Below are 12402 nucleotides of genomic sequence, written 5' to 3' on the forward strand. Positions count from 1 at the left end.
TATGGATGCATACGATCTGAAGTCATGAAAAAAGGAGGGGACAAAAATTATTTTATTCCTAGATATCTTAAGTTTAATGAACAAACCAGCAAAAGTATGGGCTTTCAAACGTACAGAAAAACAAAAGTAACATCAAAAAGCCACAATCAATTCTCATTGAAAGTGGCTTTTAGGTTTGGGTATGCCTTTATACCCTCCATTTCGGGGTTTACTCAGAAGATTGAGATGAGTCCCTTCGTATACGGATGACGTTCATCTGCGAACAGCGCATCCGCACCAAATCGATCGACGATTTGTCCTTCTCGCATCACGATGATACGCTGGCTCATACGGTGTACGGCAGCCAGATCATGCGAGATGAACAAATATGAAAGTCCCAGTGATGTCCGTAGGTCGGTTAGCAATTGCAGTACAGCGCCCTGTGATATCACATCCAGGCTGGCTGTTGGTTCGTCAAGAACGATAACGTCCGGTTCAATACCAATGGCACGTGCGATGGTTACGCGCTGACGCTGCCCGCCGCTTAACTCATGCGGATAACGCCCCGCGAGTTCACTTGGAAGCTCAACAGCTTCCAGCAGCTGCTTCACGTAGGCGTCCTTCGATGTATAGGCAAAGTGTGACAGCTTAACGTCTCTCCCCAACTGTTCATACGGGTCGATTAATGAATCGGCAATCTTCAGCTTTGGATTCAGCGCCGCAGCCGGATTCTGAAACACAATCTGGATCTTCCTGCGATGTGGGCGCAAGCGTCGGCCGCTAAGCCGCGCAATGTCCTCACCACCAAGCATGATCGAGCCGGAATCAGCATCTTCGATCCGCAGCAGACAGCGAGCGAGTGTACTCTTGCCACAGCCGCTCTCGCCAACCAGTCCGAGGCACTCGCCTTGGTTTAAGGTGAAAGACACGCCGTTAACAGCTGGACGCTCAGCGCCAGCATAGGTACGGCTGAGATGTTCCACGCCCAGCACCGGTTGGGCAGACAACTCAGATTTCTCCTTGTCCTGTTGGATAGATGGCTCAACCGGCAATGATTCCTTATGGTACTCCATTTCGATAGTCTTCACTGCGTTTCCGCCTCCTTCAGACCCGATTTTAACGAGCGGCTCAGGACAGGAGCTGCTTCAATCAGTTGACGCGTATACTCATGCTGCGGATGGTCCAGAATACGGTGTTTCCCGCCCGATTCGACAATCTGTCCTTCCTTCATAACTGCTAGCCGATTGGCGTAGCGGCGCACATGACGCCAGTCGTGTGTAATGAACAGAATGGCGCAGCCAGTCTCTGCCTGCTTACGTGCCAGCAGCTCCAGCACGCGGTGACCCGAGACGCTGTCGAGCGCCGTAGTCGCCTCGTCGGCAATTAGCAGCCTTGGCGATAGCATAAGCGATGTTGCGATGGATGCACGCTGAAGCTGACCACCGCTCAACTGGAACGGATAGCGGCGCAGCAGCTCTGCGCCAAGTCCAACGGACTCCAGCGCCTCGATGGCGCGTTTACGCCGGACAGCAGAAGACTTTTCTCCATGGATCTTCTGGTATTCGTCAAAGTGTCCGCCAATACTGCGAAACGGCGTGAACGCTCCCTGATAATCCTGAAAAATATATGAGATGCAGCTTCCCCGCAGGGCGCGCATCTCCTTCGGTTTACATTCGAGCAGGTTGCTGCCTTCAAACATGATTCGCCCCGCTGCGTGCAGGTTGGATGGAAGCAGTTGACCGATCGACTGTGAGAGCAGACTTTTGCCACTACCGCTCTGCCCAACCAGCGCCATGAATTCACCTTCTCGAACGGCGAGAGAGACGCTGTCGACAATGGTACGATCACAGCTGAAGATGCTCAGTTCCTCAATGGAGAGAATCACGGCTGCACCTCCTTTTTCACGTCAAAGCGGTCTCTCAGATAGTCGCCGAGCATATTCGCAAGCAGTACTACCACTACGATGGCTAGACCCGGATAGACCATAAGCTCTGGCCGTGACTGGAAGTATGGTCTGGAGTCATTCAGCATAGCTCCCCATTCAGGCGTTGGTGGCTGAGCCCCAAGTCCGATGTAGGACAACGAAGAGATGAGCAGAATGATCTTCCCCAGATCGAGGCTTGCCAGTACGAGCACATGCCCGGCAATATGCGGGAGCAGATGCTTGGTCATAATGCGTGCGTCTGACAGTCCATTGGTTCGTGCGATACGAATGTAGTCCTTTTGCGACTCGGACAGAACGGTACTGCGGACAAGGCGTGCATAGCTGACCCATTTGACGATCACGATCGCCAGCACCAAATTACCGATACCCGCCCCAAGCAGCCCGCTTAATACAATAGCCACAATGGTGTCAGGGAAGGCAAGGAAAGCATCGGCAATTCGCATAAAGAGCTTATCCACCCAACCTCGCTTGTATCCCGCAATCAGGCCAAACGGAATGCCAATGAGCAGTGCCGCTCCGAGCGCCAGCAGACTATAACCGAGCGTCTGGCCGCCTCCAAGCAGCAGCCTTGTTAGAACGTCTCGACCCAGATGGTCGGTGCCAAATGGATGGAGAGTACTTGCACCCTGCAGCCGTCCGCGCAAATCGGTTAGTGTAGGGTCATGCTTAAGATAAACAAAGGCATATATGGAGGCCCCGATGATCAGCAGCACAAATAGCAAGGCGGTGATCGCCTGTATGCTGTGTTTTTTCGATTTTTTAGCGGCCAGTGGGCGCAGAAGCATCGTTTTCATCGGTGGGCCTCCCTTTCCTTGAGTTTCATTTCCGGATTCAAATATCGATAGGACAGATCAACTGCCGTATTTACGAAGAATACAACGACCGCCATGATCAGAATGTAACCCTGAATCAATGGATAGTCGCGCTGGCGGATGGCATCAACGACGAGCTTGCCAATGCCCGGATAGGCAAACAGCACCTCGATAACGACGACTCCTCCAATGAGACTTCCCAGACTGACACCGAACACTGTAATGACGGGTGGCAGACTGTGGCGAAAAGCATGTAAAAAGAAAATGCGGCCTTCGGATAACCCTCTCGCCCTGGCGGACCGGACGAACTCCTGGCTCAGTGAATCCAACAGGCTGGAGCGCAAAAGACGCACATAAACGCTGGATATGGCAAGCCCCAGCGTCAGAGACGGCAAAATAAGCGATACAAATCCATCCCGCCCCATGGTCGGCAGATTACCGAAGCGTACGCCGAACAGGTCGATCAGAATCAGGCCCAGCCAGAAGCTTGGTACCGCTGCACCGACAATGGACAGCATGCGGCTGCCCCGGTCGATCCAGCTGCCACGATGCAATGCCGACAGGGATCCAAGTGGGATCGCCACAACCAGCATGACAAGCAGAGCTCCGATTGTCAGTTCCGCTGTAGCCGGAAGCGCCCGCATGAGCGTCTGCATAACCGGCTGCCCCGTCGAGTACGATACGCCGAAGTCCAGGCGGATGAAGTTGAGCAGCCAGTTTCCAAACTGGACTGGCAATGAGTCATTGAAGCCCATTTGTTCACGCACAACCTCTACCTGTTCCTGACTGACAGATAGTTCGTCCACGTTTAGAATCGTGAGCACCGGGTCCCCTGGAGCCAGACGGATGAACAGGAAACTCACGAACATAATGAACAGCAGAAAAATAAATACTTCGAGAAACTTGCGGAGCAAAATGCGAAACATTACATCACATCCAGCTTATTGGTAATCATGTAATACTCACTGCGCGTGGTAACCCAGTTCTTGATCTTCTTGCCGTTGTAGGCAACGATCGTACCCGGATGCAGGACAAATGAATTCAGCACGTTGTCGTGCACGTAATTGGCGGCCTTTTCCGCAAGCTCTGCGCGCTTCTCCGGATCGACTGTGAGATTCAGCTCATCGATGATCGCCGTCAGCTCCGGATCCTCTGATCCACTGAAGTTGAGTGCGCCCTTCGGATGATATGTTGCGTTCAGGTAGTACCCGGCGTCTCCACGTGGTGCTGTCAGGTTACTATAGGTCGCCAGATCCCAATCACGGTTGGATGCCATATAATCTTCCGGCGTATCGATCTGGCGAATTTGCACATCGATGCCAATCTGCTTGGCGTCAGACTGGAAGACTTGGGCGATCAATGGCAGGTCTGCGCGAGCCGAGTATGTAAGCAGCGTCAGTTGCAGTGGTTTGCCATCTTTGGTCATAACGCCGTTTTGCAGCGTGTAGCCGGCTTCCTTCAGGTAATTAACCGCAGCTTCTTCACCTGATTGTGATGCTGCCTTGTCATAGGTAGGTGCAAACGGCAGAGACGGAAGGAACGGCCCGATTGCCGACTCACCGTAGCCAAGCAGGATGGTATCAACGATCCCCTGCCGGTCAATTAATGCATCCAGTGCACGGCGCACGTTTAGGTCCTTGATGCTTTCACGCTGCATGTTCATCGTCATCTGGTGAACGCGGAACGTGGAGGTGGACTCCACAGTCATGCCATCGATTGCTTTAAGGGATTCCAAACTTTCTACTTCCGGACGGTATACGATGTCGACTTGTCCGGATTGAAGTGCGAGTGTACGAGCATTGGCATCCTCGTTAAACGAGAATGTTACCGAGTCGAGAGGTGAAGCACCGTCCCAGTATTCATCGTAGCGATCCAGTTCTAGCTTGCTGCCTGGGGTAAAAGAAGTCAGCTTGAACGGGCCCGTACCAATAGGCTTGTTCACAATGTCCGGCTCACTCACGTCTATAATCGCCGTGTTGGGGTTCACCAGTTCTGAAGCGAATTCCGGGAACGGCTGTGTTGTTGTAATCTCCAGTTTGTCGCCCTCGGCTTCGATCGTGTCGATCTTAAGTGCGTTCTGAATGGCCGTACTTTCGGTCAATGCGCGCTCAAGTGATGCCTTAACAGATTCACCGGTCATCGGCTTGCCGTTCTGGAATGTTACATCATCGCGCAGATCAATCGTCCAATGCTGTCCGTCTTTGCTTTCCCAGCTCTCAGCAAGCCATGGTGCAACGGTCAGATTCTCTTCATCGAGACGAACCAGCGTTTCCGTGATGCCCGCACGTAGCGGAACATAGCTGGAGTCTACATGTGGGTCAAGCGAGTTTGTGGAAAAGTTATATAGGAAGTGAACGTTTTTATCGGTGGAAGGCTGCGCAGCGGGACTCGTTTCGGAAGATCCACAGGCGCTCAGCAGTCCGGCGCTCAGGACCAGGGAGGTCAGCACCAGCAGCGGCGTCTTTTTATTCAAGGTAATGCCCCTCTCTCTTAATCGTTGTCTTAATCGTAATTATTATTATTTAAACAATGAGTATTATCATATCGTAATGATTACGTTTTGACAAGAGATATATTGGTGTTGGAATGCAAAAGAAACCCGACTCTCAGATGAGAGCGGATTCTTCATGTTTTTTGTTACATATAAGGGCTTTATTATGGTTCCTATTACGCTGATTGTGTTCTTTTAATGTGACCTAGCCTCTACGTTCATTAGTTACATCGTACAGAAGGTTTAAATCTTACTTAGAATATATAAAGTACCGTGTCTTCATTAATAAATGCATCAGGCAGCACTTTTTGTAGATTCTCAATTCTCCCCTTCATATACTCCAAATCATTTCCAACCAAGTTTTTTATTGTCCATTCCTTTAAAAGTGCTAACTCATCTATTGCAGCTTCTAATTGACTATAATTAATCTCAGATCCATCTTGAATAATTTTTATTCCTAATTCATGTATTGCTGTCTCCCAATGTTCTTCATAGAAATCTTGAGTTGATATATTCTCACTGAGTGTCAGCTCTGCGTTCCGATCATTGATGTCACCGTTATATCTAAATAGACCTATGGACATTATTCTTTCCCTCCAAATTCAGCTGAAAAATTGTAATCCGGATATTTGGTTTTTAAATTATTAAGTTCATTTTGAACTGCCAACCTTAACTTTGGAGTATCTGCATCAATTCTGAACACATAGTTCCTAATGTTCGTTATATCCTCAAATAGGGGAACATCTTGAGATATAGAACTTGACAGCTTCACTTCCGTTTGTTGAAGCGCTGTTATTCTGTTTGAACCCTTTTTAAATATCTGTTTAAGTGCCCATTGTTCTTCAGTTTGCGGAACATTGGGATTATCCATGTACAATTTCTTCGCTGATTTATCCTCATATATTATTTTGTTTTTTAAATCTACTTCGTCAATTTCACTATTTAACTTACCATGTATATTAATCTCTTTATAAGACTCTTGCTTAACTGAAACTGGAGAAGATGGTCCTACCTCTTTACCATTTTTCGTTCTAACAGCCTCAATATGCTGCTTAATCTTCGCCACAGCTGGGTTGGATGATGGCAACCGGAATGGACCTTTGCTACCCGGCATACTCCCTTTAACCATCGAAACGGCCATAAAAATCTGACTAAGTTTAAGCGACGTAACCATTGTTTGAGCATATTTATCTGAGACAGGCTCGCCTGTAAACGGATGTATTCCATTCTCAAATGCCTTGATCTGGAGCGCGAAGATATCCTCCCCTGGCGGGTCCATGTTCATAGGGCCTTGCATACCTTTTACATCCAAATTCCCTTTATCCTTCTCATAGGCCTGGAGAGCCGCCTGATCCGTAACGCCTTTCTCATTCACAGGAAGCCATACTCCAAATGCTGAGTTATACGCCATCCGATAACCCTTATCTTCCGGGTTTCCGTTCCCCGTCAATCTTGTCGTCATCGCCATCGCACCAACAGCTCCAGTTGCACCTGCCAAACTTACTTGCCCTGCATCTGCTTCTTGAAAGCGGGTAGCGATATCCCTCAGATCCTTGGACGTGTTGACCATACTCTCTAATGCTTTCTCCAGTATAGGCTTGGATCGCTCAAACTCATAGTAAAAACGTTCCTGCGTTGCACCCATCCACATCGCCTGAATGAACATAATCTGCCTGGTCAGATCACTCCGAATGCTCTCCATTTGTTGTCTGGCCTGATCTATCTGATTGGATACGTGATGTAGTTGTTCAGGGGTAACTTTAATTGTACTCATATGTATCTCCGCTCATTTAATAAGATTAAACTATGTTAGCAGAAGTTTTACATACATACATCCGGCTAACATCCTGATTTTTCCTATTTCATAATATTAGCTCCTGATACTATCAGTCCTATGGTCCTATATGCATATACCCTGGCTAAAGGTTAAAAAAACAAATGACACCAATCGGCTTGGTGTCATTTGTAAGACAGTATAGAAGTGATTCTCACCTCATCAAGAAACGCTCCGCTCTAGCTCAGCAAACTCAATCCGATTCCGCCCATTCTGCTTCGCCTGATAAAGTGCCTTGTCTACTGCTGCAAATAGTTGCGTCAGATACCCTTCCGGATTATCCGGTACATCATCACATTCGAAATCCTCAATAGATAGAATCCCAATACTGATCGTAATGGACACCTGCCCAACCGTATGATCTACTGCCATAAGGTTGGACTCCACGAACAGCCTCACGCGTTCTGCGATTTTTTGAGCTAACTGGCGTTCCGTATGCGGAAGGTAGATCATGAACTCTTCCCCGCCGTAACGCGTTAGGATATCGGTCTCCCGGATGGACTGTTTCACAGCCTGAGCTGTGCGGTACAGCACTTCGTCCCCGATGACATGTCCATAGCGATCATTAATCGCCTTGAAGTAGTCAATATCCAGGAGAAGGAGTGAAAACGGCGTCTTATAGTGGACGTTCGTAATCACCTCATGCGTCAGCTGCTGGGTCAGATAACGGCGATTGTAGCAGTGGGTCAGACTATCCGTAAGCGCCAGCTCCTCCAGTTTGCGATTAGCCTCGGATAACTCCTGCCGAATGCGATCCAGGGCATGATTGCGTTCCTGAAGCATCTCATTCTGCCGGTTCATTTCTTTTACATAGTAGCGCTCTTGTGACACATCCTGAAATGTAACGAGGTAACCAATGGAGAGCTGATACCTATCAACGATTGGAGATGTCTGGAGGATGAAATGACGCTCCATGTCTTGCTCCACGATAACTTCAATTTGGGAGAGCTTATTTTCCCTTTGCCGATACTGATTCAGAAACGACTGGCTGCTGCCCTCTACGCGGACAGATTTAAGAAACGCCTCCATATCGAAACAATCCCCAACATGCAGATCCATGAAGGATCTAGATGCCTTGTTCGCTTCAATAATGGTCTCATTCTCATCCAAAACCAGGATGCCATATGGAAGAGTATTAATCACATCCTCATGGGCGACGGAAACCAGATCGAAGACATTGTACCTCTTAATGACATAGACAAAGAATAGATCCGACATAAAAATTCCCAACGACGTGAGTCCGGGAATGATGAACGGTATCCATGCTCGCAGAACCACATTCAGGAGGGCATCAATGGCTGCAAAAACAGCCAGGACGAATATACCCCAGAGCGTAATTTTCACCTGTTTTTTAATCGTTGGCGATTTATCGGAGGCGCGAAGTGCCCCGAACAAAATAAAGAGGGAAGCTACAAAGTAGCTCACCAAAACAATCATGACAACCCAGAACCATGGGCCATACGCCCGTTCGACATAACCACCCTCCAGCGGGGTTACAAACCAATTAGCCGGGTTGATAACCACACCTATCGCTGCAATAACGGCTGGTACGAACAGCAGCATAACTCTTTTTGTCCCTAAACGATCCGAATAACCGGTAATGAAGATGGTCAACAGCAGCCAGCCGCTTCCAAGCAGTGAGACGGCGACGAAAGACAGGGTCACATAAAATAACTGCCAACCCGGGTTATCCGACAACACGATCGCAAACTGACAGAAGGGCCAGAGCATCATCAACCCATGAAATAGAAAGTAAACCTTATGTAAGTTCGTGATTCTAGCGGTAGCAAAAACATAAACGTATACACCTAACAACAGGACGAATAAAAAGAGATCATACCATACCAATGGGCTCACAAATCTTCTCCTTCTTGGTTGCGCTACTTCGATATCATTGAGCTAGGCTGTTTTCGTAAATCTAATTGAAGCTGTATTGAAACTAAATATTGCTTTCCCTGACTAAAATTTTGGTTAAATTAACCATATCTTATCACACACCCCTATGGGTGAGTAGGCCATACACTGGAAATACAGCCAAGCACTGTTTTATTTATGCATCTATTTTGCTGATTTGTGAGTGTTTTTGAACGTTTAACTATTGAGAAAAGAACCATCTCCCGCCCGTTGCCGAGCGGTCCTCTGATACATCTACTCTTACTCCTTCGCTAGTGGCAGGTTATCCGAGAATAGATCCGGATTCGCCCTCAGCATCTCTGTGATAACTGCCTCCACCATGGCCGCATCACATACTCGTACAATAGCACCCCCAAGCCTTCCTATGCGCATCGCGCCTTTGTGCTGTAACACCTCATCCACTTTCCAGAAATGCTCCGACCACGACAACCCGCAATGCCTGCGGGAGGGTACTGAAATCTCTGTTCCATCTGGCAATACCGTGTAGAGCTGCTCATGCTCATCTGTTAAACGCCCCGGAATGTCCACCCATTCCTCTACGCCATGAATGAACGTGTTTCGTTTTAGGTCAACGCCAACAAGGAGAATGGTCGCCTTACGATCCAGCAGCTTGCCCCAAGCTGAGCCTCTTGCACAAGGCGTGTCATCTAGGTGATCGTCCTTCGTGAATGCCACTGCATCCTGACCGATTGCTGCAACCGAGTGAGTCGGGTGCCAAGAACGTACTACACCTGGCCGTTTTCGAAATAGCTCAGGTAGAATCCCGACGCAGCATGGTGATGATTCCACGTGGAACATTGGATTACTCGCATTGATGGTGGACCAGGTGTGGGTTGGCAGCACCAGCAGTCCGTCCTTCATATACTCTGTAAAGGCATCCAGTACGGTATCCGCCCCACCTTCGACCTCACCCATACTTTTCATGGAAGAGTGAACAAGCAGCGTACCTCGTCCGTCAATACCAAGCTGGTGGAGCTGCTCAAACAAGCTTTGTTGTGTATGCATAATGAATCGATAACCTCCTTTGGGCTATTATAGCAAAATGAAAGAAACTCTATGGTGCGCAAGGGTACGCACTTCATGAGACTGCATTACAGATTGTGACTGTGACTGCTCAGCCAACCGCATTACAGCATGACAAAGGGCCGAGGGAATCCCTCGGCCGCCAGGCAATCATGGATATGAGTCCAATTACGATAAAAATATCTTATGTTTACTTAATAACTACATACTCCAGGTTAACCAGCTTCGCATACGTTACGATCTGGTCTGTTGTCAGGTTCAAGGAAACCACGGTGTGGTGACCGCCGCCATTTTCGATCCAGGCTTTGACCCCATCCTGGAAGTTTGGCTTCACGTTCCACAATACACGTGCCACAGGCAGATTCGGTGCTGGTACAGTTGGCTCAAATGCAGACACTTCATTGATTAGCAGCTTGTAATGTGTGCCGAAGTCAGCCATGGATACAACAACACCTTCGCCTGCTTTGCCATCGAATACCAGACGTGCTGGATCTTCGCGATCGCCAATACCCAGTGGAGACACAATGATTCTCGGTTTGGTGCTGGCTAGTGTAGGATCTACTTCAAGCATGTGAGATTGAAGGATAGCTTCCTGTCCAGCAGCCATTTCATAGGTGTAATCTTCCATGAAGCCCGTATTCTTGTTATGGCTCATGATTTTCAGCAAACGATCAAGTGCAGCTGTTTTCCAGTCACCTTCACCAGCAAATCCATATCCTTGGGCCATCAGGCGCTGTACAGCCAAACCTGGAAGCTGCTTCATGCCATGCAGATCTTCGAAGTTGGTGGTGAATGCAGTGTATCCGCCCTCGTCGAGGAAGCGTTTGATTGCAATTTCATAACTGGCTTGCACACGTACACTGGCTTCCCAAGCTTCCTTGCTGTTTGTACCATAATCGAATTCATACAGCTCTGCGTATTGGCTGATCAGGTCATCGATTTCCTGCTCCGTCACCGCATTCACAACCTGTACGAGGTCACCGATGCCGAAGTAGTCGACCGTCCAACCGAATTGGATTTGTGCCTCCACTTTATCCCCTTCAGTTACACCCACATTGCGCATGTTGTCGCCAAAACGGGCCACTTTAATATTGAAGCTTTCGTTATAGGCAACCGCCACGTCCATCCAATCGGCAACCTGCTGCTGCACTTCTGGGCGCTCCCAGTATCCAACGACAATTTTGTTTTGTTTTCTCAGACGGGCATTGATGAAACCATACTCACGGTCACCGTGTGCTGCCTGGTTCAGGTTCATGAAGTCCATATCGATGGTGGCCCAAGGAATGCTTTCATTGTATTGCGTAGCCAGATGAAGCAGTGGTTTTTGCAGCAATTTTGTACCACGAATCCACATTTTCGCAGGAGAGAAGGTATGCATCCAAGTAATAACACCCGCTACTTCGTCGCGGTAGTTGACTTCTTTCATGATGCTTGTGATTTTATCCGCGCTTACCGCCAGATCCTGCAATACGAGTGGGTATGGCAGAACGCCGCTTGCATTCAGGGCATCCGCGATCTTCTGTGCATTGGCTTTGACCTCGCCCAGTGCTTCTTCACCATAGAGATGCTGCGAACCAACGACAAACCAAAATTCTTTTGCTGCTGTTGTTGACATGTAATCATCCTCATTTCATTTTTATAGTTGAACAAATGGGTTACACTTACCACTCCGATTGCAGTACCATCTTCCGATCACTACATAACCAAATTACTTCTGTCCGTAATACGCGTCTTTTCCGTGTTTCCGCAGATAGTGCTTATCCAGAATGCCTTGCGGCAGTTCTTTGGCGAAGTTGTTTAGTTGCCGTGCATACAGGTTCATTTTGCATACTTCCTCCAGCACAACACTGTTCACCACAGCCGCCTTCGCATCTTTCCCCCAGGTAAACGGTGCATGACCATGGAGCAACACGGCCGGAACGGTCATAACATCAATCCCACGCTGTTCAAACGTTTCAATAATGACGCGCCCTGTCTCCGCTTCGTACCCGCGATCAACCTCATTCTGGTTCAGGAAACGTGCACAAGGTACCGCACCATAGAACGTATCCGCATGTGTCGTTCCCATAACAGGTACATCCAATCCAGCTTGGGCCCAGATGGTCGCCCATGTGGAATGCGTATGCACAATCCCGCCTATTTCGGAGTAATGCTTATATAAAACGGCGTGGGTTGCTGTATCCGAGGAGGGTCTCATCTCACCCTCGACCACGTTGCCATCCAGATCGACAACAACCATGTCGCTTGGCTTCATGACATCGTAGCTGACACCGCTTGGTTTGATTACAAACAATCCGCTATCCCGATCAATGGCGCTGACATTGCCCCAAGTGAACTTCACAAGACCATGCTTCGGCAGCTCCAGATTCGCCTCGTAAACCTCTTGTTTCAATTGCTCTAACAT

Annotated in this window: 11 protein-coding genes; all 11 read right to left on the reverse strand. The window is 48.6% G+C overall.

The annotated features are described in order from the left end of the window. Positions 1–212: 212 nt before the first annotated feature. Entirely contained in the window at positions 213–1067 is an 855-nt protein-coding gene (locus AC3RCI_RS28895) for an ABC transporter ATP-binding protein (protein WP_492527223.1), read from the reverse strand. Continuing rightward, positions 1064–1864, reverse strand: a complete 801-nt coding sequence (locus tag AC3RCI_RS28900; protein ID WP_492471114.1) for an ABC transporter ATP-binding protein — start codon at positions 1862–1864, stop codon at positions 1064–1066. Before AC3RCI_RS28900 ends, AC3RCI_RS28895 begins: the two co-directional genes overlap by 4 nt. Further along, complete coding sequence (nikC, locus tag AC3RCI_RS28905; protein WP_492527224.1) at positions 1861–2718, reverse strand: nickel transporter permease; 858 nt, start codon at positions 2716–2718, stop codon at positions 1861–1863. Before nikC ends, AC3RCI_RS28900 begins: the two co-directional genes overlap by 4 nt. Then, positions 2715–3662, reverse strand: coding sequence for a nickel ABC transporter permease (gene nikB, locus AC3RCI_RS28910; protein ID WP_492527225.1), 948 nt, complete (start codon positions 3660–3662; stop codon positions 2715–2717). The genes nikC and nikB overlap by 4 nt, the downstream gene beginning before the upstream one ends. Continuing rightward, complete coding sequence (gene nikA / locus AC3RCI_RS28915; RefSeq protein WP_492527226.1) at positions 3662–5209, reverse strand: nickel ABC transporter substrate-binding protein; 1548 nt, start codon at positions 5207–5209, stop codon at positions 3662–3664. The genes nikB and nikA overlap by 1 nt, the downstream gene beginning before the upstream one ends. 272 nt (positions 5210–5481) lie before the next feature. Continuing rightward, complete coding sequence (locus AC3RCI_RS28920; protein WP_110758177.1) at positions 5482–5811, reverse strand: hypothetical protein; 330 nt, start codon at positions 5809–5811, stop codon at positions 5482–5484. Next, complete coding sequence (locus AC3RCI_RS28925; protein ID WP_336782595.1) at positions 5811–7001, reverse strand: WXG100 family type VII secretion target; 1191 nt, start codon at positions 6999–7001, stop codon at positions 5811–5813. The genes AC3RCI_RS28920 and AC3RCI_RS28925 overlap by 1 nt, the downstream gene beginning before the upstream one ends. Before the next feature lie 222 nt (positions 7002–7223). Then, a complete protein-coding gene (locus AC3RCI_RS28930) occupies positions 7224–8918 on the reverse strand; it encodes a histidine kinase N-terminal 7TM domain-containing diguanylate cyclase (RefSeq protein ID WP_492527227.1) in 1695 nt (564 codons plus the stop codon). A 297-nt stretch (positions 8919–9215) separates the two neighbouring features. Continuing rightward, a complete protein-coding gene (locus tag AC3RCI_RS28935) occupies positions 9216–9980 on the reverse strand; it encodes an AAC(3) family N-acetyltransferase (protein ID WP_492527228.1) in 765 nt (254 codons plus the stop codon). A 208-nt stretch (positions 9981–10188) separates the two neighbouring features. Continuing rightward, positions 10189–11613: an L-arabinose isomerase gene (gene araA / locus AC3RCI_RS28940; protein ID WP_492527229.1), complete on the reverse strand. Its 1425-nt coding sequence runs from the start codon at positions 11611–11613 to the stop codon at positions 10189–10191. A 93-nt stretch (positions 11614–11706) separates the two neighbouring features. Further along, on the reverse strand, positions 11707–12402 hold the full coding sequence (locus tag AC3RCI_RS28945; protein WP_492527230.1) for an L-ribulose-5-phosphate 4-epimerase: 696 nt from the start codon (positions 12400–12402) through the stop codon (positions 11707–11709).

Source organism: Paenibacillus sp. MT124 (assembly GCF_058792755.1).

Bases quoted from the DNA above. Each gene is read 5' to 3' on its own strand.
- nikC (WP_492527224.1), bottom strand. From the start codon at position 2,718: ATGAAAACGATGCTTCTGCGCCCACTGGCCGCTAAAAAATCGAAAAAA.
- nikB (WP_492527225.1), bottom strand. From the start codon at position 3,662: ATGTTTCGCATTTTGCTCCGCAAGTTTCTCGAAGTATTTATTTTTCTG.
- AC3RCI_RS28920 (WP_110758177.1), bottom strand. From the start codon at position 5,811: ATGTCCATAGGTCTATTTAGATATAACGGTGACATCAATGATCGGAAC.
- AC3RCI_RS28925 (WP_336782595.1), bottom strand. From the start codon at position 7,001: ATGAGTACAATTAAAGTTACCCCTGAACAACTACATCACGTATCCAAT.
- AC3RCI_RS28935 (WP_492527228.1), bottom strand. From the start codon at position 9,980: ATGCATACACAACAAAGCTTGTTTGAGCAGCTCCACCAGCTTGGTATT.
- araA (WP_492527229.1), bottom strand. From the start codon at position 11,613: ATGTCAACAACAGCAGCAAAAGAATTTTGGTTTGTCGTTGGTTCGCAG.
- AC3RCI_RS28945 (WP_492527230.1), bottom strand. From the start codon at position 12,402: ATGTTAGAGCAATTGAAACAAGAGGTTTACGAGGCGAATCTGGAGCTG.